We start from the raw sequence: 26,179 nt of genomic DNA, 5'->3' as shown, positions 1-26,179 counted from the left end.
CGGCCGTCACGCGCCGTGAGGTACGATACGCGCCGGGGCAGCGCGCCCCCTGAGAGACCCGGCCGTCGCGGCCCCTAACCAGCACAAGAAAAATGCGAAAAACACCGACGCTGCACCGCCACCTGTTCGCCGCGCTGGCGGCCAGCCTGCTCTGGATGCCGGCCGCCCATGCCAGCGGCGACGACGGCTGCTACGTGCCGACCACGCTCCGGCAGGCTTCATACTCGTGCGGCAACGTGCCGATGCTGACGCCCGCCAACGACACGCGCATCAACGCGATGCTGATGATGGCCGACAGCGCCAAGGTCGCGCAGGTGTTCCCGGACCCGAAGACCATCCCGGCGAAAGAGCGGATCAACCAGATCGTCGTGCCGTTCCCGATGGATTTCTCCGGATGGATCTACATCGGCCAGAAGGAGCCCGACAAGACCGGTAGCGCGGCGGACGCCGATGCGTCGTCGAACCGGTACGCGGACGGCGAAGGCAGCATCTGCCGCAGCATGAGCGCCGGCGTGGACGCGTTCAACGAAGCACTCGGCGGCGCCGGCGGCCTGCCCGCCGACGAAGCCGCCCGCCTGCGCGCGGCGCGCGCCGACATCGCGCAGAAAACCTGTGGCGCGGGCGCCGCGAGCGCCGCATGGGCGAAGCCGCCGGTCAAGTCGCCGCTCGGCCAGCAGTTCGCCGCGTACCTCGACGGCACGAACGCGTTCTATCGCGCCGACTTCCTCACCGCGACCCGCGCCTTCGCGAACGCATCGCACAGCGCGGACCCGTGGCTGAAGGAAACCGGCCTCTACATGGCCGGGCGCGCGCAGTTGAACGCCGCGCAAGCCAACGTATTCGACCACGACAGCCCGACGCCGACGCGCGCGCGCGTGACGAAGGTGTCGCTCGACGCGGCGAACACCGTGTTCCGAACCTACCTGAAGGTGTATCCGAAGGGACGCTATGCGGTGTCCGCGGCCGGGCTGTTGCGACGGGTCGCGTGGCTCGGCGGCAACGTCACGCAGCAGGCCGACCTGTACAGCCATGCACTCGCGCGCTGGTCGCCAGCGACGTCGAACGTGCCGCTGATGCAACTGGCGAACGAACTCGACAGCAAGCTGCTGTTCGGCCCGGAATTCGACGCCGGCCAGATCCAGTCGCCGACCGTACTCGCCACCGTCGACCTGCTGCGCATGCGCGCGTCGGACAGCAGCGATGCGAGCCGCAAGCCGATGACGCTCGACGAACTGCAGGCGCAGAAGCCGCGCTTCGCGAACGCGCCCGCGCTGTACGACTACCTGCTCGCGACCTGGTACGTGCAGATCGGGCACAAGCCGGACGCCGCCCTCGATCTGCTGCCGCGGACGCCCGCCGCGCCGCTCGACTACTTCGGCCTCAGCCAGCAGGCGCTGCGCGGGTTCGCGCTGGAGGACAGCGGCCAGAACGACACGGCCCGCCAGCTGTGGCGCGACCTGATCCCGCTCGCGAAATTCCGCTTCCAGCGCGAAATGCTGGAACTCGCGCTCGCGATCAACCTGGAACAGGCCGGGCTCGTCAACGACGCATTCGCCGACGATTCGCTCGTGCAGAACGCCGCGATCCTTGCGGTGCTGCTGCAGCGCGCGGCCAATGCCGACCTGTTGCGCGCGCAGGCGCAGAATCAGGCGACGAGCGGCGCGCTGCGCGACACCGCGCTGTATACGCTGCTGTACAAGGAACTCACGCGTTCGCACTACGCGGACTTCCTCGCCGATACCGCGCTGGTATCGGGCACGCCCGCCGATCCGTTGAAGCCGTTCATCGCCGCCGGCGCGAAAAACGAGGACGGCTACACGTGCCCCTCGGCGCGCGACATCGCCGCGACGCTGCAGCAGAATCCGGCCGATCCGAAAGGGCTGAACTGCCTCGCCGATTTCGTGCGCGTGCATCCGCCGGCGTCGGGCCTCGAAATCGATCCGGTGCCCGCGTGGGTCCGCAACGGGTCGAGCGCGGCCGCCACGCGCGTGCCGCCGACACTCGGCGCGGCGCCGTCGCAGTTCGCCGGCAAGCCGTACGAGCGGATGTCGAGCTACGTGACGGTGATGGCCGATACGCAGGCGAACCCGAACGATCGCGCGTACGCGTTCTACCGTGCGATCAGGTGCTATGCACCGGCCGGCGCCAACGAATGCGGCGGCAAGGAGGTGTCGAAGAGCACGCGCAAGCGCTGGTTCGACACGCTGAAGACGGCCTATCCGGGCAGCCCGTGGGCGCAGAAGCTCCGCTACTACTGGTAGGCCGCATGAAGCGCATCGCGTGCGTCGCGCTGCTGCTGGCCGCGCGCGTCGCGCTGGCCGGCACCGTCGACGCCGCGCGGTACGACGCGTTCTGGCTGTGGGCGGGCGTGAAGCCGCAGGCGGTCGTGCGCGACGCGCGCATCGTCTACGTGCTGCAAGGACAGATCGAGGCGTCGCCGCGGGACGAGTCGCAGGTGCGCGTGATCGCGCAGGGCGTCGCACTGCCGCCCGCGCCCGACGCGCGCGTGTGGCTCGTCTATCGTGCGCATACGCTGCGCTGGACACCGCGCGTCACGCAGATCATGCTCGCGCAGCTCGCGCGCTGGCGTGCGTCGGGCCGCACGATCGCCGGCATCCAGATCGATTTCGATGCGGGCACGCGCCACCTGCAGGATTACCTCGCGTTCCTGCGCACGCTGCGCGAGACCTTGCCCGCCGATTGCCAGCTCAGCATCACGGGGCTGCTCGACTGGAGCAGCCGCATCGATACCGACCAGGTCAACGCGCTCAAGGGCATCGTCGACGAGGTGGTCGTGCAGACCTACCAGGGCCGCCGCACGATCCCCGACTACGCGGCGTACCTGCCGCGCGTCGCGCGGCTGCAACTGCCGTTTCGCATCGGCGTGATCCAGGGCGGCGACTGGGACGCGCCGCCGTATCTCGCGACGAACCCGTGGTTCCGCGGCTACGTCGTGTTCCTGCGCAACGGCTGAAACCCGTCCACGCTGATAACGGGCCGCACGCGGCGCCAACGAAGCGGTAACGCCGAACGCCGCGGCAGTACGCTGCACTAAGCGGCGCCCGCGATCATGCTGCCGAGCCCGGCGAGCGCAATCGCGAGCAGCGCGAGCGCCGACGACGCCGAGATCCATCGCTGCTTCCGATGCATCGCCGGGTGGTTGATCGCCGCCATATAGCCGGTCAGGATCGTGAAATCGACCGCGATCCACAACGCGGCGAGGATCGCGAGGCTCACGCGCGAATCGGGCGTGATGGCGACGAACTGCGGAAAGAACGCGACGAAGAACAGCAGGTCCTTCGGGTTCGCGATGCCGACGAGGAAACCGCGCACGATGCCCGGCAAACCGCGCGGCCGCGCCACGGGTTCGCCCGCCGCGGGTTCGCCCGCCGCCGCCTCCGCTGCGGCCGCGCCGTCGCCGCCACGCTCGCGGGCGGCGCGCCATTCGCCGAGCAGCGTCCGGATGGCAAGCCCCGCGATGAACAGGCACCCCGCGACATGCAGCCCGGCAAGCAGGCGGGCGCTGACCATCACGACGCCGAACACCATCAGCATCGCACCCGCGATCATCACGAGGCTCGCGGCGTTCGCGCCCACCGCGGTCAGCACGCCCTGACGGAACCCGCGTCGCGCGACGGTGCCCGTCACGAGCATCACGACCGGGCCGGGCGTCGCGATGAGCAGCACGATCGCGGCGAGGTAGGCGAACAGCAGCGGGTAATGGAGCGTCATGACAAAAAGTTCTGTTTGATGAGTCGGGGGCGTGTACGTCACAGTGGCATCATGGAGGTCCGATATCGCGAAAGACACGGCGATAAGCAGTATCACGCGCCCGCTCTGTCGAGCTAAAACGGAAAATCCTGTCTGATGACATGAGTTTTATTCATATTCGAAATCCATGAAAGCCAAACCGCTTCCGCCCGTCTACGCGTTGCGCGCATTCGAGAGTGCCGCGCGCACCGGCTCGTTCACGCTGGCCGCCGAGGAACTGAGCCTGACGCAAAGCGCGGTCAGCAAGCACGTGAAGACGCTCGAAGCCTACTTCGGCCGGAAGCTGTTCGTCCGACGCGGGCCCAGGATGACCGTGACGGCGGAAGCCCATATCTTCGCGGCCGGCCTCAGGCGCGGGTTCCGGCAGATCGAGGAAGCGTGCATGCTGTTCCGCACGCAACGCGACGTGCTGCGGCTCAAGGCGCCCTCCACGCTCACGATGCGCTGGCTGCTCGACGCGCTGGCCGCCTTTCGCGGCACGCGGCCGGCGTTCGAGGTGCAGATCGCGAGCGTGTGGATGGATGTCGATACCGTGGATTTTTTCAGCGAATCCTACGATTGCGCGATCCTGCTCGGCGCGGGCAAGTTCGGCGAAAGCACGCATTGCGTGAAGCTGTTCGACGAATGGCTGATTCCGGTGTGCTCGCGGGCCACCGCCACGCTCGCGCGTACGAATCCCGCCGCGTGCGAGCTGATCCATCCGTCGCCCGACCGGCGCGACTGGCGCCGCTGGCTCAACGGCAGCGGTCACGATCTCGATGTGGACATCACGCGCGGGCAGGTGTTCGACATGCTCGAACAGGGGATCGCGGCGGCCATCGCCGGCCACGGGATGTCGATCGGCGACCTCGCGCTGTGCGCGACGGCCCTCGACGAGAAGCAGCTCGTGCTGCCGTTCAAGACGGCCGTGAGCACCGGCGATGCGTACTACCTCGTGTGGCCGGAAGACTCAGCGAAGACCGCGCAGGTGCGCGAGTTGCATGCGTTCCTGGCCGGCCGGATGCCGCGCCTCGCGCATCCGGGCGTTCGCTTCGTCGATTTGGGGTGAAGCAGAGGGCGGGCGATCGGCCCTTTTGCTCGCGCGGCCGGATCGCCGGTTTTCAATCGCGGCGCCGCCCGCCGCGGCGGGCCGGCGCCGCCACCGTCATGCCCGCACGAACGCCAGCAGATCGGCGTTCAGCACGTCCGCATTGACCGTCAGCATGCCGTGCGAATAGCCCGGGTACGTCTTCAGCGTGCCGTTCTTCAGCAGCTTGATCGACTTCAGCGCGGCATCCGCGATCGGCACGATCTGATCGTCCTCGCCATGCAGCACGAGCGTCGGGACGGAGATCGACTTCAGGTCGTCGGTCTGGTCCGTTTCCGAAAACGCCTTGATGCCGTCGTAATGCGCCTTCGCGCTGCCTTCCATCCCCTGCCGCCACCAGTTGCGGATCACGCCCTGGTGCACGGTCGCGCCTTCGCGATTGAACCCGTAGAACGGACCGCTCGCCACGTCGAGGAAGAACTGCGCGCGATTGTCGGCGAGCGCTTTCCGGAAGCCGTCGAACACCTCCAGCGGCAGGCCTTCGGGGTTCGATTCGGTTTTCAGCATCAGCGGCGGCACCGCGCTGACCAGCACGGCCTTCGCGACGCGGCCGGCCGGCTCGCCGTGCTTCGCGACGTAGCGCGCCACTTCGCCGCCGCCCGTCGAATGGCCGACATGCACCGCATTGCGCAGGTCGAGCGCCTCGACGACCGCGAACGCGTCCGCCGCGTAATGGTCCATGTCGTGGCCGTCCCAGACCTGCGCCGAGCGGCCGTGCCCGCGCCGGTCGTGCGCGATCACGCGATAGCCGTGCTGGACGAAGAACAGCAGTTGCGCATCCCAGTCGTCGCTGGACAGCGGCCAGCCGTGGTGGAACATGACGGGCTGCGCGTCTTTCGGACCCCAATCCTTGTAGAAAATCTCGACGTTGTCCTTCGTGGTGACGTATGGCATCGCGGTACTCCTGTGAGGTGGATGAACGTGGCGAACGGGCCGCCGCCATTATCGGCTTTATTGTGAAACCACGACGCTATCGTGCAATGCGATGGCCGATCATCCACCGGCAGGAAACGGACGCGGCGGCACGCGTCAGCCGTCGGTCGACACCGTCAGCGCCTCCCACGCGCGGATTTCGTCGTCCAGCGCCGCCAGCTTGCTCCGCACGAGCCGCAGCGCGTCGCTGCCGAGCAGCAGATGCGCGGGCGGATGGTCCGCCGCGATGACGGCGAGCATCGCCCGCGCGGCCTTCGCGGGGTCGCCCGGCTGCTTGCCGCTCTTTTCCTCGCGCGCACGGCGGATCGGGTCGAACAGCGCGTCGTAGTCGGCGATCGAGCGCGGCGTGCGCGCCATCGAGCGGCCGGCCCAGTCGGTGCGGAACGAACCCGGCGCGACGGCCGTCACCGCGATGCCGAACGGCTCGAGTTCCTTGCCGAGGGTCTCGGAAATGCCCTCCAGCGCGAACTTGCTGCCGCAGTAGTACGCGATGCCCGGCATCGTGATGTGCCCGCCCATCGACGTGATGTTCAGGATGCGGCCGCGCCGGCGTTCGCGCATGAACGGCACGACGGCCTTCATCATCGCGACCGCGCCGAACACGTTCACGTCGAACTGCCGGCGCATCTCGTCGAGCGGCGACTCCTCCATGATCCCTTCGTGCCCGTAACCCGCGTTGTTCACCAGCACGTCGACGGGCCCGACGTTCGCCTCGATGTCCGCGACGACGCCGTCGATCCGCTCGAAATCGGTCACGTCGAGCACGCGTGCGACGGCCGCCTGCGCGGACAGCGCCTCGAAGTCGCGCGCCGCCTGCGCGCTGCGCACCGTGCCGACCACCGTGTGGCCGGCGGCCAGCGCTTCCTGGGCCAGCGCGCGGCCGAAACCGCTGCTGACGCCGGTAATGAGCATGATGTTGCCGGATGCCATGTGAGCTTCTCCCGAATGTCGATTCAAGCGTGCATACTAGTCTGACGAAGGACGCCGAATAAGCCCGATTCCGCTGATTTTCTTGCACAAAACTATGAGCATCGTGCCCGTCTCCGCCCAACCTCCAGCGCTGTCGCCGCGCGACCGGAAGCGCCTGGTGGCGCTGCTGCGCGCGCTGGCGCCGAACGAGGGCTACAACCTGACCGCGCTGCCGAGCGTGCGCATCCTGCGCTCGAACCGCGCGCTGTCGCGCACGCCGGTGCTGTACGACCCGGGCATCGTGATCGTGTGCCAGGGGTCGAAGCGCGGCTACTTCGGCGGCGAGTGCTATCTGTACGACGAACACCATTACCTGGCCGTCTCCGTGCCGGTCCCGTTCAGCATGGAAACCGACGCGACGCCGGAGCGCCCGCTGCTCGCGCTGTACCTGCACCTCGATTTCACGCTGGCCGCCGAACTCGCCGCGCAGATCGATCGCGCGGGCGTCGCGGAAACGGTGCAGGCGCCGAAGAGCATGATGTCGACGCCGATGGACGAAGCGATGCACGCGTCGGTGCTGCGTTTCGTCGACGCGATGCAGCGGCCGCTCGACGCCGCCGTGCTCGGCCCGGCGCTGCTGCGCGAGCTGTATTTCCGCGTGCTGACCGGCGCGCAGGGCCATGCGATGCGCAGCGCGCTGGCGATGCGCGGGCAATACGGCCGGATCGGGCGATCGCTGCGCATGATCCACGCCGATTACGCGCGGCCGCTCGACGTGTCGCAACTGGCCGACGAAGCCGGCATGAGCGTGCCGAGCTTTCACAGTCACTTCAAGGCGATCACGCAGGTGTCGCCGATGCAGTACCTGAAATCGACGCGGCTGCATCAGGCGCGGCTGTTGATGGTGCGCCAGGACCTGACGGCGGAGGCGGCCGGCTATGCGGTCGGCTATACGAGCCCGTCGCAGTTCAGCCGGGAATTCAAGCGCCTGTTCGGCTTGACGCCGGCGAAGGAAGCGCGGCGCATGCGCGCGAGCTTCGCGATTCCGGAGGCGTTCGACGATGCGGTGTTCGTGTCGTCGCATTGACGTCGTTGACGTGCGCCGCCCCCCCGCCGCGACGCGCGCGTTCATCGCGCCGCATCGAGCGCGCGGCCGGGCGGCGACTTCAGGATGAACGCGGTCACGCCCCGGATGCCCTGCGGCGCCAGCGCGAGACTTCGGCTCTCGGGCCGGCCGCTGGCCGTCGCGGTCGCGGACAATACCGAGGCAGTGATGGCGGAATTCGGCGACCCGTCGCCCGACCACGCGACGCTGACGACCCATCCGGTCATCGCGCTGCTCGCGGTCGAGTCCATCAAGGCCGACGTGAGCGGCCGCGTCTTGATCGACGCGATGAGTCCGGCAGAATACCGGAAAGTGCTGAAGCATCCCGACATGCAGGCGATGCTCGCACCGCTCGACAAACAGGGCTGACCCACACGAGATACCGATGACCCAGTACACCTTCCGCCTGCTGAACGTCTTCGCCGAATCGACGTTCGGCGGCAACCCGCTGTGCGTGTTCGACGATGCGCGCGGCATGGACGACGCGACCATGCAGGCGCTGGCCGTGCAGTTCAATCTGTCGGAGACGACCTTCGTGCTGCCGTCCGAGCGCGCGCATGCACGCGTGCGCATCTTCACGCCCGGCTACGAGATGGCTTTCGCGGGCCATCCGACGCTCGGCACCGCGCACGTCGTGCGGGACCTGCTCGAGGCAGGCGATGCGCTGTCGCTCGAATTCAAGGCCGGCGTCGTCGACGTCGCCGCGCGCGGCGACGTGTGGACCTTCATCGCGCCGCACGCCGGCATGCCGAACACGGCGCCGTGCGCGTTGCCGAATGCGCAGGTCGCGGCGCTGCTCGGAATCGCGGAAAGCGACCTGCTCGCGCCGCCGCTGTGGGTCGACACCGGTGCCGACCAGTTGCTGGTCGCGCTCAAGGACCCGGCCGCCGTGCGGCGCGCGCAGCCCGATAGCGCGCACCTCGACGTCTGGCCGCGAAGCAGCCTCGGCCGCAAGACCGCCTATGTGTTCGCGTTCGATGCCGCGCGCCCGGGGACGGTCGTGTCCCGCTACTTCTTCGTGAAGCAAGGCGGCGGCGTGTCGGAAGACCCAGGCACCGGATCGGCCTGCGCGAATCTGGGCGGCTGGCTGCTCGCCGCCGGACACGATCTGCCGGCCGCGTTTCGGGTCGAGCAAGGCGAAGCCGTCGGCCGGCCCTGCCTGCTGCGCTTGTCGGTCGATGCCGCGGGCGAAATCGGCGTCGGCGGGCGCGTGATCGAAATCGGGCGCGGCGTGATCAACGTGTGACCGACGCACGCCCGCCGATGCCGACGCCGACGCTCATCGCGCGCCTACCCGCCACACCGTCACTTCGTGCAGCGTCTCGCCCGGCTTGAGCGCCGTCGACGGGAAGGCCGGATGATTCGGCGAATCGGGAAAATGCTCGGCCTCCAGCGCGAACGCATCGGTTTGCCGGTAGGCCGTCCCGCCCTTGCCCGCGACACTGCCGTTCAACCCGTTGGCCGTATAGAACTGCAGCCCCGGCTGCGTCGTGTACAGCTCGAGGAACCGCCCGGACGCCGGGTCGTAAGCACGCGCGGCAAACGCCGGCGCCGTCTGGCCGCCCTGGTCGAGCACCCAGTTCTGGTCGTAGCCATGCGCGATCGCAAGCTGCGGATACGCATCGCGCAAATGCGCGCCGATCGGCGTCAACTGGCGCAGATCCATCGGCGTGCCCGCGACGCTCGCCAGTTGCCCGGTCGGAATCGACGTGCCGTCGGTCGGCGTGAAACGCGATGCGGCGATCTCGATCAGTTGCCGCTCGACGCTACCGGCTGCCTGCCCCGCCAGATTGAAGTAGCTGTGGTTGGTCAGGTTGACGACCGTGTCCCGGTCGGTCGTCGCGCGGTAGTCGATGCGGATCTCGTCGTCGCGGGTCAGCGTGTAGGTGACGTCCGTCGTCAGCGTGCCGGGGAAGCCGTTCTCGCCGTCGGGGCTCACGTAGCGCAGCGTGACGCTCGAACCGGCCGCGTCGCTGTGCGTACCGGTGACCTTCCACACCTTCGCGTCGAAACTGTCCGGGCCGCCGTGCAGCGTGTTCGGCCCGTCGTTGACCGGCAGCGTCCACGTCTTGCCGCCGAGCGTGAAACGCCCGCCCGCGATGCGGTTCGCATACCGGCCGATCAGCGCGCCAAAATGGATGTTGCCGTTGTGCGCTTCGTAGTCGCGCAGCGAATCGAAGCCGAGCACGATGTCGGCAACGTGGCCGGTGCGGTCGGGCACGTCGAGCGCGGTCACGATGCCGCCGTACGTGATGACTTTCAGCGTCACGCCGTGCCGGTTCGCGAGCGTGTACTGGCTCACCGCCTGCCCGCTCGCGGTCGTCCCGTAATCGGCGCGGCTGATCGACACGTCGGGCGCCGCCGATGCGGCGGCTGCATGCAGCGCGAACGTTGCGAACACACCTATCGCGAGCATCGGTTGTCGCGGCCAGCGTCGTTTCATGAAAATCTCCAAGGTGGTGCGGCCCGTGCAGGCGCGCAAGTTGCATGCCCGCACGGCGCCACGTTTGCCATGCTGCGCGCATCGTCCGCCCGAGCGATCGCCGTCATGAACGCCGTCTCCGCCGATATCGCACGCACGCTGCGCGCCGCCCGCGATGCCTGCTTCGGCGCGGCGGCCGTGTGGCCGCTCGTCGAGCGCGCATACGGCGAGCTGCGGCGCTTCGATCACACGCTCGCGCATCTGGCGGAATTGTTCGCGCACCTCGCGCCGTATCGTACGGAACCGCCGTGGCCGGCCATCGAGCTCGCGGCTTGGGCCCATGATGTCGTCTACGCGACGACGCTGCAGGACGACGCGGACAACGAAGCGCGCAGCGCTCGTGCGGGTCGCGAACACGCACTGTACCGCGTCATGGTTGCACGCGCACGCATCGCATCCGTCCATGGGCCGCGATCTCGTGCTGGCCACGCAGTTGCACCGGCTGCCCGAAACATACGCCGCCGATCCGCCATGGCAGCGCGCGGGGCGGACCGGCGCACCCCGCCTTCGCATCGTGACGATCACGATCACGTATGGTCCGCGCGCCACCGGCGAGGCGTGACACCGGTCAAGCGCGTGAAGGTTCGCGAGAAATGGCTCTGATCGGCGAAGCCGCACGCGGCGGCGATCAGGCTCAACGGCACGTCCGGGTTGCGCATCCATTCCTTCGCCCGTTCGACGCGCTGCACGATGAGCCAGCGATGCGGCGGCAGCCCGGTCGTCCGATGAAACGCCTTGACGAAATGACTGCGAGACAGCCCGCACGCGCTCGCCACGTCGGCCAGCCCGATGTTGCCGTCGAGATGCGCGAGCAGCAGTTCTTTCGCACGGCGCGCCTGCGACGGCGTGAGCTTGCCGTCCGACTTTTCCCGCCGTTCGCCGATGCCGCCGTACCGGCACGCGACGTGCGCCTGAAACGCCAGCCCCACGTGATCGATGAAGATCTGCGACGCCTCGCCAGGCCGGGCCAGCGCGGGCAGCAGCGCGCGTCCGAGCGCATGGATGACCGAATCGTGGGTGCTCAGATGCGGCGGCAGATAAAGCTGCGGCCGCCGCCGGCCGCCGAGGTCGTCGACCGTTTCCTCGAGCATGGGGCGCGGCAGGTGGAAATGCAGGCAATCGAACGCGCCCTTCAGGTCGGCCACCCAGCGACGGTCGAGATCGTAGATCGACACGGTTCCCGCGTCGTACGGAACGAACGGCGCGGGGCGGCCATCGAGCCACAGATCCTGTTCGCCGAACGCATGCAACTGCAAGACGATCAGATCCGTATTCTCCAGTTCATAGGGCGCGGTCAGCCCCATGTTCCGGCGCAAGGTCTTGAGTCGGACGATACCGATTTGCCCCTTCGGCAACGCCTGCGTGACGATGGTCTGCCTGACGTCGGCCGGGATGAAATCGGAGGATGCGGTGTCCGGCTGAGCGGTGGTCATGGGACGATGCGAAGAGACGAATGACAGGAGTGGCCACTCTAGCAAATCACGGTGACGCGCGCCGCTCGCGCCGCGGCGGCACTGGTATGATGCGCCAGCCACCCCCTACCGGAATTTGCGATGAAGCTGTCATTCGAAGCGCTCGAAGCCCTGGACGCGATCGACCGCACCGGAACCTTTGCCGAAGCCGCGGAACTGCTGCATCGCGTGCCGTCCGCGCTGACCTACCTCGTGCAGAAACTTGAAAGCGATCTCGGCGTGGCGCTGTTCGACCGCAGCGGCCGGCGCGCGAAGCTCACGCATGCGGGACGCATCGTCGTCGAGGAAGGCCGCCGCCTGCTGCGCGCGGCCGAGCAACTCGAGCTGAAGGCGCTGCGTGCGCAACAGGGCTGGGAAACGGAAGTGCGCGTCTGTATCGACGAAATTCTGCCGTTCGGCGCGCTGTGGCCGTACGTCCACCGCTTCTACGCGCTCGGAATGGACACGCGGCTGCGCCTGTCGACCGAAGTGCTCGGCGGCGCGTGGGATGCGCTGATTTCGCGGCGGGCCGATCTCGTCGTCGGCGCGGCGGGCGAACCGCCGGAATTGCCGGGCATCGTCGCGCGGCCGATCGGCTCGCTCAGGCACGTGTTCGCGGTCGCGCCGTCCCATCCGCTCGCGGCGTTGCCCGAACCGCTCGCGATGGCGTCGGTCGTCCAGTATCGCGGCGCGGTGATCAGCGATACGTCGCGCGAATTGCAGCCGCAGTCCGTCGCGATCGATGCGGGCCAGCCTTACCTCGCGGTACCGACGCTGGCCGCGAAACTGGAAGCGCAATGCGAAGGGCTCGCGGTCGGCACGCTGCCGGAATGCATCGCGGCGCGCGCGATCGCCGACGGCAAGCTCGTCGCGCGCCAGGTGACGGGCATGCGCGACACCACGCACTGCTATCTCGCGTGGCGCGGCGACGAGGCGGGCCGCGCGCTGCACTGGTGGGTCGAGCAACTCGACCAGCCGGATCTCGTCGAGCGTTTCACGACACCCGACTGACGCACCCGTTCCCCGCCCGCCGGCACGCCGGGGCCGCACGCGCTGCCGCCCGGCCGCCCGCCGATGACTGACGGCCCGGCATCGCACGCGTCACGCAGCGCCCCGGCACGGCGCCACGCGCCGCGACGGCAAGCGCACGTCCATCCCGTCCCGCCGGCGACCCTCGCCATCCGCGCCGCGCGTCAGCCGAGCGAATCGTGCAGCCGCTTCATTTCCTTCTCGAGCCATCCGATCAGGCTGAACCCCGCGTGCGCCTGCTCGACCGGCGGAATCATCATCCTTTCCTCGGTCGCGACATGTTCGGTGAGCGACTCGCACATCAGCCTGCCGAGCGCCGGCTTCCTGCCGATCAGCGCCGCCAGATCCTCGCTGCGAAGCTGATGCACGGTCATCGCGGTCACCGCGTGGACGGTCGCATGAAGCCGCGTGCCGGCGAGCACGACCGACTGCCCGATCGCATCGCCGGGCGCCATCCGACGGACTTCGACGTCGCCCGCCGCGCCCGGCACGAACACCGCCGCGACACCCGATTCGACGATCGTCAGCACGCGCGACTCGGCATTCGACGCATAGATCACGTCGCCCTTGCCGAACGAACGCGATACCAGCGCATCGGCCAGCACGGCCAGATCGTCGTCGTCGACGCATGCGAACAATTCGACCGCCCGCAACAGCAGCAGCCGGCGCGATACCGGATGCGCTTGCGATGTCGATGGCGACGCACACGCCGGCGCGGCGCCCGCGAGCGGCCGCCACGCGACGCCCGCCGCGGCCAGGTGCCGATGCGCGAGATCGTAGAGCGCGTTGCGCACGGTGGTTTTCTTCTGCAGTGCGTCGACGTAACAGACGAGTTCGTACTGGATCGCGTTCGCGCGGAACGCCTTCACGACGGCGATCGGCGCGGGGCGCGCGAGCACGTCGAGCGAACTCGCCGCGGCCCGCTCCAGTGCGCCGACGGCGACGGCCGGCCGCACCGCGGGATCGAGGTCGAGCGCGAGCGTGACGCCGTGCAGGCCGGCCGGCTCGCTGAGGTTCACGATCGTGGCGCGCGCCGCCGCGCTGTTCGGCACGACGACCAGGTTGCCGAGGCTGTCGATCAGCTTCGTCGCGCGCCAGTTGCTCTCGACGATCCGCCCTTCGAGCTCGCCGATCGACACCGTATCGTCGAGCCGGAACGGTTGCGTGGTATTCAGCACGAGCCCGGAGAACACGTCGTTCAGCGTGTTCTGGAGCGCGAGACCGAGTATCACCGCGACGGCGCCGGAGGTCGCGACGAGGCCGCTCAACGGCAGGCCGAGCACGTAGCCCAGCGCGGCCACCGCGGCCGCGCCGAACACGATGCCCGCGGCGATGTCGTGAAAGAGCCGCTGGCTGTGCCATGCACGCGGCAGCAGCAGATGATTGAGCAGCAGGCTGAACACGATCGCGCACTGGAGCCACCATGCGATGCAGATCGCCTGGACCGCGATCCGGTCGAGCCCGCCGATTGATGCGGGCACCGCGAGCGGGCTCACGCCGGTCGCGAACAGCACGGCGCTCAGCGCGGCGAACGCCGCACAGCGCCGGATCGCGCGCGTCACGGGGCGCGCGTGCCCGAACAGCCGCCACGCGGCGAGATCGGCCAGCACGATCGGCGCGCCGTAGATCGCCGTATCGGAGAAATTCAACATGTCGGATCGCCAGCGCGGCGCGCGAAAGGGTCAAGGCGGCAAGACGAACGTCGCCGCGGGAACGGAATCATCGGACGCATCGCGTGCCGGCCGCCGTCGCGCCGGTCGCGGCTAGTCCCGCCGGCGCGCGACGCCCGGCAACGGCAACACGTAGCGGCCGGCGCCCGCGATCGCGATCGTGCCGAACAGGATCAGCAGCATCCATGCGAACTGCGCATCGCGCAGCGGCCAGTCCGGGTGCACGAACACCAACGCGACGAGCGTGACGATCATCACCGGCAGCGCCGCGAGCCTCGGGTACAGGCCGACGATCATGAAGATCGGGCACACGACCTCCGCGAAGATCGCGAACACGATCGACAGCGTGCGGCCGAGATGGAACGGATCCTCGATGGCCGCGGCTTCGGCCGTGTAATGCAGGATCTTCGGCAGGCCGTGAACCACGAGCAGCAGCACGCTGGCGGATACACGCAGGAACAGCAGGCCGAGATCGGTCGCGTGGCTGGAAAGGTCGGAGTGGGCAGGATTCATACGGCGTTTCGTCGATTGAGCGGGATGCACGGCGGCGTGCGCCGGGTGGCATGCCGGCGCCCGCCGTCCAGGCAATCTACGCGTGCCGCCTGCCGCTGTCCTGTATCCGGGCTGAATCGTTCTGAAACAGGCGAGCAGCGCGCGAACCCGGCGTCACGACTCGCGCGACGGCAACTCGGCCTCGGCCGCATCGAATCCGAGCGCGTGCACTTCCGACCACGCATCATGCGCAGCCTGCGTCGACTCCGCCGTATGCGCGAGCGCAGCCGCATACGCGGCCAGCAAGCGCACGCGCGCATCGTCGGACACCAGGGCGGCATCCGCGTCGCGCATCGCATCGAGCGCGACGCGCGCGCGCTCCCGACATTCGTCGACGAGCGACAGATCGAACAGGCAAGGCACCGCGACGGCCGCGAGCGCGATGCCGAGCGCCGCGTCGCCGCGCGCCGAAAATGCCCAGTCGAGCGCAGCACGCAGATTGCCGAGTTCGCACCGGACCGCGTCGAGCCGGGTCGTGCCGCCCGGCTCGACGCCCGGCTGCTCGCCGCCGTGGGTCGCGCTCCGGAACAGCGCGAGGAAGTAGGCCGCATGCGCGCGGGCGGCAGCCTCGCCCTCGCCGTGACTGTCGAGCTGCTGTTGCGCGTAGGCCCGCGTGGTCGTCAGCAGCCGGTAGCGCGGCGCGCCGTGCGCGGTTTCGAGGATCAGCAGCGACTTCGACACGAGGCCGGCGATCGTATCGAGCAGGTCGGCGCCGGCCAGCCCGTTGGCGCCAACGACCTCGCGCACGGCCTCGATCGCGAAGCTGTCGCGGAACACGCCGAGCCATCGCAGCAGCAGGCGCTCGGACTCCCCGAGCAACCGGTAGCTCCAGTCGTACATCGCCTGCAGCGTCTGATGGCGCGGCAACGCGGTGCGAAATCCGCCGGTCAGCAGCCGGAAGTGATCGTCGAGATGGGCGGCCAGCACGTCGATGCCGAGCACGGCGGCGCGTGCCGCGGCCAGCTCGATCGCGAGCGGCAGGCCGTCGAGGCGGCGGCAGACCGACGCCATCAACGACAGGCTGCGCGCATCGAGCGGAAAGCGCGGATCGGCCGCACGTGCGCGCGCCGCGAACAACTGCACCGCGCTCGCGCTCATCGCCTCGTGATCGCCGGCGTCTTCGCCCGGTATGTCGAGCGGCGGCACCGGGCACACGCGCTCGCCGTGGATGCGCAGCGATTCCCGGCTCGTCGCGAGGACGCACAGCCCGTCGTCCGCATCGGTGAGCGCGCTCGCGATCCGCGCGGCGGCATCGAGCAGGTGCTCGCAGTTGTCGAGCACGAGCAGCATCCGGCGCCGCGCGACGCTGGCGAGCACCGCTTCGAGCGTCAGCGAGCCGGTCGGCTGCGTGATGCCGAACGCGCCGGCGAGCGCGTCCGGCACGAAGCGCGGACACGCGACGGTGGCGAGCGAAACGAATACGGTGCCTTCCGGAAAGCGCACGTCGGCGCGCGCCGCCGCTTCGATCGCGACGCGCGTCTTGCCGATGCCGCCCGCGCCGACGAGCGTCACGATGCGCGCCGTGCGCAGTGCGTCCAGCACGTCGGCGACCGTCTGTTCGCGGCCGAACAACGCGCCCGGCGCGGCGGACGGCCGCCACGTGGCCGGGCGCACGGGCGCGGCGCCCGCGTCCTGCCCGGAAACCAGCCGATAGCCGCGACCGGGTACCGTCACGATCAGGTTCCGGTCGCCGGCCAGCGCCTTGCGCAGCGATGCGATGTGCACCTGCAGGTTGTTTTCTTCCACCACGGTGTGCGGCCACACGCGCTGCATGATTTCATCTTTCGATACCAGCGCACCGTTCGCCCGAATCAACAGTTCGAGAATTTCGAATGCGCGGCTGCCGATGCGCAGCAGCTTGCCGTTCGAACGAATTTCACGTCTGTCGAGAAAAACGTGAAGTGTTCCAATCCGGATCATGGGAATTTCTTGAGGGTGACATTCAACGGCGCCCGGCTGAAATCGGGTGCCGGTTCGCCGTCAATGCTACGGTATTTGCATGATCGAATGATTCAAATTATCAGAATGGACGGCTCGAATTTTTTGAAATGACGAAAATGCCGCGGCGGGCGCGGCGCCCGACACGTCCGCATGCACCGGCATGCGGCACGACGATGCCCGTTTCATGTGCAAATCATGGATGCGCCCATGAACGCGATTTCGATATATCAGACGAAATTGCCGAGCGGAAATGCCGCGCATTTTCCTTTTCGATTCGCCCGGCCGATTCCCGATTCATTTCCCGCTCGATCCGTTGCACCGGCCGAATATCCGCGGGATTATCGGCATCGCCTCGAATCGATTCGCCGCGCGGCGCCGCGGCGCGCGCTCAGGACCGCGCGAACGCCAGCAGCTCGTCGTTCAGCCGCGTCGCGTGCGTCAGGTAAAGCGCATGCGGACCGCCTTCGTAGACGCTCAGCGTCGCATGCGGGACCAGCTTCGCCGTCGCGGCGCCGGTCAGCGCGAGCGGAACCGTCTGGTCGTCGTCGCCGTGAATCACGCGCGTCGGCACGTCGAATCGTTGCAGGTCGGCCCGAAAATCGGTCTCGGAAAACGCGCGAACGCAATCAAGCGTGCCCTTCAGCCCGGCCTGCCACGCCATGAACGACGTCCAGTCGAGCGCGGCGCGCGAAACCGTCGAACCGTCGCGGTTCGACCCGGTAAAGAGGGGCCAGAAGCCGTCGAGAAAGGCGGCGCGATCGGCCGCGATGCCCGCGCGAATGCCGTCGAAGACCGCGACGTCCACGCCTTCCGGATGATCGTCGCGGCGCGCGATGAGCGGCGTCACCGAACCGATCAGCACCGCCTTCGACACGCGCTTCGTGCCATGCCGGCCGATGTAGCGGGCCACCTCGCCGCCGCCCATCGAAAAGCCGACGAGCGTCACGTCATGCAGGTCGAGCGTGTCGAGCAGCGTCGCGAGATCGTCGGCCAGCGTGTCGTAGTCGTAACCGCCCCACGGCTGGCCGGAGCGGCCGAAGCCGCGCCGGTCGTATGCGACGCAGCGCAGGCCGTGCGACGCGAGATGGTGCATCTGCACGTCCCACATGTCGGCATTCAGCGGCCAGCCGTGAATGAACACGACCGGGCGGCCGCTGCCCCAGTCCTTGTAGTGAATCGACACGCCGTCGCGGGTGGTGAACGTGCTCATGAGGGTTCCTTTCGAATAGGGAAGCCGCGCCCGCGGATGTGGGCGCGGCCGAAGCGTGCGGCGCGGCGCGTCATGCCCGGGACTGCCGGGCGGCGAACTGCTCGAGCGCCGCCGCGAGAATCATCTCGCGGCAGTTCGCGGGGCGTCTCTCGCCGCGCCATTGGGGTTTGTAGATCACGTCGCCCACCCGGATCGGTTGCCCGGTGAGCGCGCAGCGCGCCAGCCTGCGCGCCTTCGCGCAGATCCAGCGTTGCTCGTCGTAGCGACAGCGCGTCGGATCGCTCCATGACACCAGCATCGACGAATCGGTCTGCCGCTCGACGGCGACGATCGCGCTGCGGCGGCGCACGTCGCCGCTCGATGGCGTGGGCGCGTCGTCCCGATGCGGGCGACAGGAGCCGTCCGCGGTCCGCTCGCGCGGCATCATCCGGAGGCTCGCGGCGGGCGACGGCCTGAGCGACGTGATCATGTGCTCCCAACGATTGAAGGCGTCCATGGCGGCTTATCCAGGCAAGTGACGGGCGGTGCGGGCGTGGGGGCCCGCTCGCGTCGCGGCAAACACACGGCGGGTGACCCGATGCTGACGATAGTCGCCGTGCGCTGAAGAGTCCCGGTCACGCGCTTAATTTTTCTGCAGTGCGGCAATGCCGCTCGCGGCGCCGCGGCGTTCAAGAAAATTCAGCCGGATTTCAGTACGGCGCGCACCGCGCCGGGATACGCTCCTGACGGCATCCGATCGTCCGCGCGCACCAACCGACGCGACGGCGCACGCCGGACGGCCGCCGGGCGGGATGGCCGCGGCCGGCCGCCACCGATCCACCATCCCGCGGCCTCGCCGCCGCACACCTCAGGAGTCCAGATGCATCCCGAACAGACCGACGCCGTTTCGTCGGCTCGCCGCCGCGACATGCTGCTCGCCGGCGCGACCGCCGTCGCGGCCGCCGCGCTGCCCGCGATGGCGGCCGCGGCCGGCACGCCCTCCCGCCACCCCTCTTCCGCGCATTCAGGAGCGCACACGATGAACACGATCACCACGAAGGACGGCACGCAGATCTACTTCAAGGACTGGGGCAGCGGCCGCCCGGTCGTGTTCTCGCACGGCTGGCCGCTGTGCGCGGACGCGTGGGACGCGCAGATGCTGTTCCTCGTGCAGCACGGCTATCGCGTGATCGCGCACGACCGCCGCGGCCACGGCCGTTCGAGCCAGCCGTCGAACGGCAACGACATGAACACGTACGCCGACGATCTCGCCGCGCTGCTCGACGCGCTCGACGTGCGCGAAGCGACGCTCGTCGGCCACTCCACCGGCGGCGGCGAAGTCGCGCGCTACATCGGCCGGCATGGCACGAAACGCGTGTCGAAGGCGGTGCTGATCGGCGCGGTGCCGCCGCAGATGGTGAAATCGGCGACCAATCCGGGCGGCCTGCCGATGGAGGTATTCGACGGCATCCGCAAGAACGTCGCGGAAAACCGTTCGCAGTTCTACAAGGATCTGGCCGTGCCGTTCTTCGGTTTCAATCGCCCGAACGCGAAGGTGTCGCAGGGCACGATCGACGCATTCTGGTCGCAGGGGATGATGGGCGGCATCCATGGCCAGTACCTGTGCGTGAAGGAGTTTTCCGAAGTCGACTACACGGACGACCTGAAGAAGATCGACGTGCCGACGCTCGTGCTGCACGGCGACGACGACCAGATCGTGCCGATCGACGATTCGGCCCGGCTGTCGTCGAAGATCGTGAAGCACGCGGTGCTGAAGGTGATCGAAGGCGGCTCGCACGGCATGTGCGTGGTGAGCGCCGATCGCATCAACGCCGAGTTGCTGGCGTTCCTGCAGGCGTAAGCCTGCCGTCCGTCGCGGCGGCGCGCATGCCGCCGCGACGGACGCCGCAGGTGCCGTTCAGGACTTTTCAGGACATTTCAGCCCATGCGGCGCCGCATTCACGGCGCCCGCACCGGGCGCAACAGGATGCCGAGCAGTGCGCCGGCGAGCGCGAACGCCATCGCCACGCGAAAGTTGTCGGCCAGCGCGAGCGTCGTGGCCTGCACGCGCACCGCACGATCGACGAGCGCATAGGACGCCTCGTTGCCCGTCGCGAACGTGGCGCCGTGCGCCACCAGCGACGCCGCGCCGGCCCGCAGCCGTTCGAGCGTTTCCGGATCCGACAGCGACACATGCAGACCGACGAGATTCGAATGGGTAGCCTCCCTGATCCGCTGAATCACCGCGATCGACGTCGTGCCGAGCTGCCCGCTCAGCAGGCGCGTCGTCTGCACGACCGCGCCGAACGTCAGCGCATGCTCGGCCGTCACGTGCCTGCCGAAGAAGACGATGACCGACGTGAGCGCCATCGTCTGGCCGAGCGCCTGCAGCAATTGCGACGGAATGAAGTCGGGTTCGGCCCACACCGGCGTGAGCCGCGAGCCGAGCGCGAACGCGATCGCCACCACCGCGAAGCCGGCGACGATCAGCCGGCGCGGGTCGACACGCTGCAGCAACAGCGCGACGCACGGCGCGAACAGCAACTGCGGAATCGCGATCCAGCGCAGCGTATCGCCGATCTGCAGCGGGCGCAGCCCGTACGTACTCGCGAGGAACAGCGACGGGATGAAGCTCGTGTTGAGCACGGTGAAGCGCACGAGGCCGACGAGCACGATCAGCAGCGCGACGTTCGGCCGCGCGAGGTAGCCGAGATCGATGCCCGCGCGCGGCGACGCGAGCTCGTGGATCAGAAACGCGGCGACCATCAGGATGCCGACGGCCAGCAGCGCGACGATCAGCGGCGACTGCAGCCAGAACAGCCGCTCGCCCTGGTCGAGCGCGATGCACAGGCAGGCGAACCCGCCCGCGCCGAGCAGCATGCCGCGCGCGTCGATGCCGGACGCGAAGCGCTTGACCGGCTCGTCGGCGAGCGACAGCATCAGGCAGGCGATGAACGGCAGGGTCAGCACCGCGTTCTGCCAGAACAGCCAGCGCCAGCTCAGGTGCTCGCTGTACCAGCCTTCGAGCGTGGCCGACAGGTTCAGCGACATCTCGAGATTCATCGCATACGCGGCGATGCCGAACGGAATGAGCCGCGGCGGCAGCGTGCGCACGACGAAGCCGATCGTCAGCGGCACGAACACGCCCGATGCGCACCCGGCGAGCGCCTGAAACACGATGAACGCGCCGAATCGCGTGCAGAGCGGCAGCACGCTTTCGGCGCAGAGAAACACCACGGCGCCCGCGAGCAGCACGCGGCGTGTGCCGAACAGGTAGGCCGCGGCGATCGCCAGCGGCCCGACGAACATCTGCGACGCGGTAAATGCGGTGTTGATCCACGCGCCTTCGTCGACGCCGATGCCGAGCGCGCCGCGCACGTCGGCCAAGCCGAGCGACGTGATGCGCGACGTCAGCGTCGCGATGACCGCACCGAGCAGCACGGCCGCGATCGCGGCGATCGACCGGAACGTCGGAACGTCGGAGGCCGGGCTCGAGGCCGGCCCTGGCGCGGCATTGCCGGTGGCGAACGTCGTGTTCATCGTCGAGCGGCTCCCGTTTGTCAAGCTGGCGCAAGCATAACGCGATGCGCCGAATCCCGTCCGTACGATGGAGTGTGCCGATCATGACCCCGCCCTCGCCCGATACCCGATCTTCCGCGGCCTCCGTGCCTTCCACGCCCGCGCCCGCGCGCTCGCGCCGGCCGGCCGTCGTCGCGATCGCCGTGCTCGCGCTGCTGCTCGTCGCGTTGCTCGTGTACGAGTTCGACGCACGCGATCGCGGCACCGACGACGCGTACGTGACCGGCCACCTGCACGTGATCTCGCCGCGCGTGGCCGGCACGGTCGAGCGCGTGCTCGTCGACGACAACCAGTTCGTGCATGCCGGCGACGCGCTCGTGCAGATCGATCGCCGCGATTTCGACGTGCGCGTCGCGGCGCAGCGCGCACGCGTCGCACAGGCGCATGCCGATGCGAGCCGCGCACGCGCGCTGATCGAACAGGCGGACGCGGCGCTCGTGTCGGCGCACGCCGATGCCGAAAAAGCCGAACTCGATTACGCACGTGCCCGCGAGCTGACCCGCGAGACGCCGCGCGGCTTGTCGAAGCAGGAGTTCGATGCGGCCGATGCCGCACGCAAGTCGGCCCGCGCGCGCGTCGCGGCGGCCGACGCGCAACGGCGCAGCGCCGCCGCCGCCGCTCAGGCCGCCGATGCCGCGTCGAGCCAGAACGATGCCGAGCTGCGCGACGCGCAGTTGCAGCTCGGGTACACGACGGTCGTCGCGCCGTCGGACGGCTACGTCGGCAAGAAGACCGTCGAGACCGGCGAGCATGTCGCGCCCGGTCAGGCGCTGCTCACGCTGGTCGAGCCGCATCCGTGGATCGTCGCCAATTTCCGCGAGACGCAACTGCGGCACGTGCGCGCCGGCGACGCCGTGCAACTGCGCTTCGATGCGCTGCCGCAGCGCGCGTTCACCGGCCGCATCGACAGCCTGTCGCCCGCGACGGGCGCGCAGTTCGCGCTGCTGCCGCCCGACAACGCGACCGGCAATTTCACGAAGGTCACGCAACGGGTGCCCGTGAAGATCCTGCTCGACGGCCCGGCGGCGACGGAACCGCGCATCCGGCCCGGGCTGTCGGTCGTCGTCACGCTGCAACCCGGCGGTGAATCGCGATGAAGCGCGCATGCATCCTCGTCGCCGCGAGCGTGCTGGCCGCGTGCTCGATCGCGCCGCAGCCGCTCGCGCCCGTCCCGGTCGGACACGACGGGTTCCGCCATGCCGATCCGTCGACCGATGCGGGTGCGCCGTCGCTCGCGGCATGGCCCGCGTGGTTCGGCGATCCGCAGCTCGGCCGCCTCGTCGACGCCGCGCTCGCGCACAACCTCGATATCCGCGCGGCGGCCGCGCGCGTCGACCAGGCGCGGGCGCTGCTCGGCATCCGCGATGCCGCGCTCGCGCCGACCGTGCGCGTCGATCCGTCGTTCAGCCGCACGCGCGTATCGGGCACGGTCGACAATGCGCTGCCGAAGCGGACGATGCACAACTGGTCGGTTCCCGTCGCCGCGAGCTACGAAGTCGATCTATGGGGGCGCTTGCGCGGCGACGCCGACGTCGGCGAACAGAACGTGCTGCAGGCCGCGGCCGATCGCGATGCGATCCGCTTGAGGATCGCGACCGAAGTCGCCGTCGACTACCTGACGCTACGCTACGTCGACGACGATCTCGCGACGCTCGACAGAGCGATCGGGCTGCGCCGCACCGCGCTGGACGTGATCGCCGCACGCGTGCGGGCCGGCGCGGCGAGCGACCTCGACGGGCTGCGCGCGTCGGCCGACCTCGATACCGCGCATGCCGATCTCGCGGAAAGCCGCCGGCTGCGCGACAACCTCGTCGACGCCATCGCGGTGCTGACCGGCGTGTCGCCGACTGCGTTCGACGTCGACACGCGCGCCGTGCCCGTGCGCGTGCCGGACGTGCCGGCCGGGCTGCCGTCCGCGCTGCTGGCGCGACGCCCCGACGTGTTCGCGGCCGCGCGGCGCGCGGATGCGGCGTCGCTCGAACTGGGCATCGCGCGCACCGCGTGGTTGCCCACGCTGACGCTGACCGCCGACGGCGGTTTCGCCACCCGCGACCTGCGCTCGTTTCTCGACCGCAACAGCTCGCTGTGGAGCCTCGGCGCGAACGTCGCACTGACGCTGTTCGACGGCGGCAAGCGCGACGCGGCGGTTGCCGCCGCGCGGGCCGGCACGGACATCGCCGACGCGAACTATCGCGCGACGGCGCTCGGCGCGCTGCGCGACGTGCAGGACGCGCTCAACGACATCGCCGCGCAAAAGGAACGGATCGCACGCTACGCCAGCGCCGCGCGCGCGACCGACGCCGCGGCGCGCCTGTCGCTGAGCCGTTACGCGCACGGTTACGTCAGCTACCTCGAAGTCATCGATGCCGATCGCGACGCACTGAACGCGCGGCGCCAGCTGATTCACAGCCGGCAGGCGCTCGCGATCGCGACGGTGAGCCTCGTGCGTGCGTTGGGCGGCGGGTGGACGCCGCCGGCGCGGACGGGCCGTGACGGGCCGTGACGGGTCGCGCGATTCGACGCAGGCCGACGCCGGATGAAACCGCGATCCGGGGCGGTCGCGACGCCTTCGCACGCGCGTCAGGCCCTCGCGAGGCGATGCGCGTCCTCGCCGAGAAACCGGTGCACGAAGGTCACGGCCATCGCGCCTTCGCCGACCGCCGACGCGACGCGCTTGACCGACCCCGATCGCACGTCGCCGGCCGCGAACGATCCTGGCACGCTGGTTTCCAGATGGTACGGCCGGCGCTCGAGCGGCCACACGCGCTCGAACGCCGGACAGTCGTACAGGTCGCCGCCGGTCACGAGATAACCGTCCGGATTGCGGATGATGTCGGTATCCTTCGCCCAGTCGGTATTCGGCGCGCCGCCGATGCACACGAACAGGCGCGTGGCCGGCAGCCGTTCGCGCGTGCCGTCCGCCGAGCGAAGCTCGATCGCGTCGAGCCACCCGTCGCCGTGCAGGGCAACGACGCTCGACTGGTAGCGGACCTCGATGTTCGGCGTCCGCTCGATCCGGTCGATCAGGTAGCGCGACAGCGTGTCGGCGAGCGACGCACCGCGCACGAGCATCGTCACCTGACGCGCGTGCCGCGAGAAATTCATCGCGGCCTGGCCGGCCGAGTTGCCGCCGCCGACGATGAACACCTGCTCGCCCGCGCACATCGGCGCTTCGCTCGAACCGGCGCCGTAGAACAGCCCTGCATTCAGGAACGCCGGCTCTTCCGGCAGGCCGAGGCTTCGATATTCGATGCCGGTCGCGCAGATGTTCGCGCGCGCGACCAGGGTCGACCCGTCGGCGAGCTCGACGCGGATCTTGCCGTCGACGAAGGTCGCATGCACGCCCTCGCGCATCGTCAGCAGCTCGACGCCGAACTTGACCGCCTGCTCGCGCGCGCGTTCCGCGAGTTCCGCGCCCGGAATGCCGTCGGGAAAGCCCATGTAGTTCTCGATCAGCGAACTCGTGCCGGCCTGCCCGCCCACCGCGCCGCGCTCGATCACGACCGCGCGCAGCCCTTCGGACGCCGCGTAGACCGCCGCCGACAACCCGGCCGGCCCGGCGCCGTAGATCGACACGTCGTATTCGACGAAGCGCGGCCGCGCGACCCAGCCGAGCCGCGCGGCGATGTCGGCCAGCGTCGGCTGGTACAGGCGCGAGCCGTCCGGAAAGATCACGACCGGCAGCCGGATGTCGCGCAGCGGCGCGATGCCGAGCTCGCGCGCGCAGTCGGCGTCGGACGTCAGCTCGCACCAGTCGTACGCGACCATGCGCCGCTGCAGGAAATCGCGGATCGCGTACGCGTCCTTGCTGTGCGGCAGGCCGACGATCCGGACCAGTTGCGACTGAATCATGTGCGGCTCCCGAAGAAATCGATGCTGGATACGGTCCGGCCGTCGCCAGGGTGAAAGGGTGAGCCGGACGCACCGCGACTGTACGCCGCGCCGACGCGCCGCACGCGCGATTTCATAACAATTAAGGCGCGGCCGCCGCGCGGCGCCGCACAATGCGGCATCTCCGTCTCCGCTTGCGGCATCGCGCCGGCCGCGTCGCAAGCGTCGTTCCTCGCGCCGGCACCGGAGCGCAAGATGGCCATCGCCTGTACGCATCTCGACGAAGCACGCGTGCTCGACACCGACAAGGACTACTGCGAGGAATGCATCAAATCGGGCAGCGGCTGGGTGCATTTGCGGATGTGCCTGATCTGCGGACACGTCGGCTGCTGCGACTCGTCGCCGAATCGCCACGCAAGCCGGCATTTCCGCGACACCGGACACCGGCTCGTCCGCTCGATCGAGCCCGGCGAGCGCTGGATCTGGTGCTACGAGGACGAAGTCGTCGCCGGCGAGGTGCCGTCGTAACGTGACGCGCGGCGCACTCGGCGCCCGTTCGTCGCCGATTCGCCCCCGGTTCCGGGCCAAGGGTTAACACGGCTGGATCACGGCTTTGCGCCGCGTCGTTTTCGGCCTAGAATTTATCGAAC

23 protein-coding genes and 1 pseudogene are annotated in these 26,179 nt (G+C 69.1%); 12 read left to right on the top strand and 12 right to left on the bottom strand.

The window, feature by feature from the left end:
* Positions 1 to 92: 92 nt before the first annotated feature.
* Both KPB06_RS07500 and KPB06_RS07495 read left to right on the top strand, forming a co-directional pair.
* Positions 93 to 2,261: a PA5441 family protein gene (locus tag KPB06_RS07500; protein ID WP_060009267.1), complete on the top strand. Its 2,169-nt coding sequence runs from the start codon at positions 93 to 95 to the stop codon at positions 2,259 to 2,261.
* A gap of 5 nt (positions 2,262 to 2,266) precedes the next feature.
* Positions 2,267 to 2,974: a DUF3142 domain-containing protein gene (locus KPB06_RS07495; RefSeq protein WP_059574885.1), complete on the top strand. Its 708-nt coding sequence runs from the start codon at positions 2,267 to 2,269 to the stop codon at positions 2,972 to 2,974.
* Positions 2,975 to 3,051: 77 nt separating this feature from the next.
* Here KPB06_RS07495 and KPB06_RS07490 read toward each other — a convergent pair whose 3' ends face one another.
* Positions 3,052 to 3,732: a LysE family translocator gene (locus KPB06_RS07490; RefSeq protein WP_059574884.1), complete on the bottom strand. Its 681-nt coding sequence runs from the start codon at positions 3,730 to 3,732 to the stop codon at positions 3,052 to 3,054.
* Between the two features lie 166 nt (positions 3,733 to 3,898).
* Between KPB06_RS07490 and KPB06_RS07485 the strand changes: the two genes are divergently transcribed.
* Positions 3,899 to 4,819, top strand: a complete 921-nt coding sequence (locus tag KPB06_RS07485) for a LysR substrate-binding domain-containing protein (RefSeq protein ID WP_059574882.1) — start codon at positions 3,899 to 3,901, stop codon at positions 4,817 to 4,819.
* 96 nt (positions 4,820 to 4,915) lie between these two features.
* Here the strand turns inward: KPB06_RS07485 and KPB06_RS07480 are convergent, their stop codons facing one another.
* Complete coding sequence (locus KPB06_RS07480; RefSeq protein WP_059574880.1) at positions 4,916 to 5,752, bottom strand: alpha/beta fold hydrolase; 837 nt, start codon at positions 5,750 to 5,752, stop codon at positions 4,916 to 4,918.
* A gap of 135 nt (positions 5,753 to 5,887) precedes the next feature.
* Positions 5,888 to 6,721, bottom strand: coding sequence for an oxidoreductase (locus KPB06_RS07475; protein WP_059574878.1), 834 nt, complete (start codon positions 6,719 to 6,721; stop codon positions 5,888 to 5,890).
* A 94-nt stretch (positions 6,722 to 6,815) separates the two neighbouring features.
* On the opposite strand from KPB06_RS07475, the gene KPB06_RS07470 reads away from it, so the two are divergent.
* The 3 genes and pseudogenes from KPB06_RS07470 to KPB06_RS07460 all read left to right on the top strand — a co-directional run bounded on the left by KPB06_RS07470 (position 6,816) and on the right by KPB06_RS07460 (position 9,051).
* Positions 6,816 to 7,787 carry an AraC family transcriptional regulator gene (locus KPB06_RS07470; protein ID WP_059574876.1) on the top strand — a complete coding sequence of 324 codons (972 nt, stop codon included), beginning with the start codon at positions 6,816 to 6,818 and terminating at the stop codon, positions 7,785 to 7,787.
* Positions 7,788 to 7,898: 111 nt separating this feature from the next.
* Positions 7,899 to 8,174, top strand: a pseudogene (locus tag KPB06_RS07465) (phospholipase D-like domain-containing protein); the annotation flags it as partial.
* 16 nt (positions 8,175 to 8,190) lie between these two features.
* A complete protein-coding gene (locus tag KPB06_RS07460; RefSeq protein ID WP_059574872.1) occupies positions 8,191 to 9,051 on the top strand; it encodes a PhzF family phenazine biosynthesis protein in 861 nt (286 codons plus the stop codon).
* 33 nt (positions 9,052 to 9,084) lie between these two features.
* Here KPB06_RS07460 and KPB06_RS07455 read toward each other — a convergent pair whose 3' ends face one another.
* Complete coding sequence (locus KPB06_RS07455) at positions 9,085 to 10,248, bottom strand: aldose epimerase family protein (protein WP_059575186.1); 1,164 nt, start codon at positions 10,246 to 10,248, stop codon at positions 9,085 to 9,087.
* Between the two features lie 442 nt (positions 10,249 to 10,690).
* Here KPB06_RS07455 and KPB06_RS07450 point away from each other — a divergent pair, with 442 nt between their 5' ends.
* Complete coding sequence (locus KPB06_RS07450; RefSeq protein WP_181035508.1) at positions 10,691 to 10,849, top strand: hypothetical protein; 159 nt, start codon at positions 10,691 to 10,693, stop codon at positions 10,847 to 10,849.
* Here KPB06_RS07450 and KPB06_RS07445 read toward each other — a convergent pair.
* Entirely contained in the window at positions 10,815 to 11,720 is a 906-nt protein-coding gene (locus KPB06_RS07445; RefSeq protein ID WP_059574870.1) for a helix-turn-helix domain-containing protein, read from the bottom strand. The two genes, KPB06_RS07450 and KPB06_RS07445, sit on opposite strands and share 35 nt — an antisense overlap.
* Before the next feature lie 120 nt (positions 11,721 to 11,840).
* On the opposite strand from KPB06_RS07445, the gene KPB06_RS07440 reads away from it, so the two are divergent.
* Positions 11,841 to 12,749 (top strand): LysR family transcriptional regulator, encoded by a 909-nt coding sequence (locus tag KPB06_RS07440; RefSeq protein WP_059574869.1) that lies wholly within the window; start codon positions 11,841 to 11,843, stop codon positions 12,747 to 12,749.
* 182 nt (positions 12,750 to 12,931) lie between these two features.
* On the opposite strand, the gene KPB06_RS07435 is transcribed toward KPB06_RS07440, so the two are convergent.
* From KPB06_RS07435 to KPB06_RS07415, 5 genes are all read right to left on the bottom strand, one after another.
* Positions 12,932 to 14,419 carry a mechanosensitive ion channel family protein gene (locus KPB06_RS07435; RefSeq protein ID WP_059574867.1) on the bottom strand — a complete coding sequence of 496 codons (1,488 nt, stop codon included), beginning with the start codon at positions 14,417 to 14,419 and terminating at the stop codon, positions 12,932 to 12,934.
* Between the two features lie 111 nt (positions 14,420 to 14,530).
* Complete coding sequence (locus KPB06_RS07430; protein WP_059574865.1) at positions 14,531 to 14,950, bottom strand: DoxX family protein; 420 nt, start codon at positions 14,948 to 14,950, stop codon at positions 14,531 to 14,533.
* Positions 14,951 to 15,103: 153 nt separating this feature from the next.
* A complete protein-coding gene (locus tag KPB06_RS07425) occupies positions 15,104 to 16,909 on the bottom strand; it encodes an ATP-binding protein (RefSeq protein WP_275905421.1) in 1,806 nt (601 codons plus the stop codon).
* 409 nt (positions 16,910 to 17,318) lie between these two features.
* The gene (locus tag KPB06_RS07420; RefSeq protein WP_275905422.1) at positions 17,319 to 18,140 is read right to left on the bottom strand and encodes an alpha/beta fold hydrolase; all 822 of its coding nucleotides are present in this window, start codon (positions 18,138 to 18,140) and stop codon (positions 17,319 to 17,321) included.
* Positions 18,141 to 18,210: 70 nt separating this feature from the next.
* Positions 18,211 to 18,636, bottom strand: a complete 426-nt coding sequence (locus KPB06_RS07415) for a DUF3331 domain-containing protein (RefSeq protein WP_059574860.1) — start codon at positions 18,634 to 18,636, stop codon at positions 18,211 to 18,213.
* Between the two features lie 363 nt (positions 18,637 to 18,999).
* Here KPB06_RS07415 and KPB06_RS07410 point away from each other — a divergent pair, with 363 nt between their 5' ends.
* Entirely contained in the window at positions 19,000 to 19,980 is a 981-nt protein-coding gene (locus KPB06_RS07410) for an alpha/beta fold hydrolase (protein ID WP_059574858.1), read from the top strand.
* A 98-nt stretch (positions 19,981 to 20,078) separates the two neighbouring features.
* On the opposite strand, the gene KPB06_RS07405 is transcribed toward KPB06_RS07410, so the two are convergent.
* Positions 20,079 to 21,659: an MFS transporter gene (locus tag KPB06_RS07405; RefSeq protein ID WP_275905423.1), complete on the bottom strand. Its 1,581-nt coding sequence runs from the start codon at positions 21,657 to 21,659 to the stop codon at positions 20,079 to 20,081.
* A gap of 83 nt (positions 21,660 to 21,742) precedes the next feature.
* On the opposite strand from KPB06_RS07405, the gene KPB06_RS07400 reads away from it, so the two are divergent.
* Complete coding sequence (locus tag KPB06_RS07400) at positions 21,743 to 22,795, top strand: HlyD family secretion protein (RefSeq protein ID WP_124863946.1); 1,053 nt, start codon at positions 21,743 to 21,745, stop codon at positions 22,793 to 22,795.
* On the top strand, positions 22,792 to 24,201 hold the full coding sequence (locus KPB06_RS07395) for an efflux transporter outer membrane subunit (protein ID WP_275905424.1): 1,410 nt from the start codon (positions 22,792 to 22,794) through the stop codon (positions 24,199 to 24,201). The genes KPB06_RS07400 and KPB06_RS07395 overlap by 4 nt, the downstream gene beginning before the upstream one ends.
* A 77-nt stretch (positions 24,202 to 24,278) precedes the next feature.
* Here the strand turns inward: KPB06_RS07395 and KPB06_RS07390 are convergent, their stop codons facing one another.
* Positions 24,279 to 25,550, bottom strand: a complete 1,272-nt coding sequence (locus tag KPB06_RS07390; RefSeq protein WP_059574852.1) for an NAD(P)/FAD-dependent oxidoreductase — start codon at positions 25,548 to 25,550, stop codon at positions 24,279 to 24,281.
* Between the two features lie 234 nt (positions 25,551 to 25,784).
* On the opposite strand from KPB06_RS07390, the gene KPB06_RS07385 reads away from it, so the two are divergent.
* A complete protein-coding gene (locus KPB06_RS07385; protein ID WP_059574850.1) occupies positions 25,785 to 26,057 on the top strand; it encodes a UBP-type zinc finger domain-containing protein in 273 nt (90 codons plus the stop codon).
* Positions 26,058 to 26,179 lie beyond the last annotated feature (122 nt).

The organism is Burkholderia semiarida (genome assembly GCF_029268935.1).
Taxonomy (GTDB): Bacteria; Pseudomonadota; Gammaproteobacteria; order Burkholderiales; family Burkholderiaceae; genus Burkholderia; species Burkholderia semiarida.
Note: the sequence above shows the minus strand (reverse complement) of the source record. Positions and strands in the feature narration are given on the sequence as shown.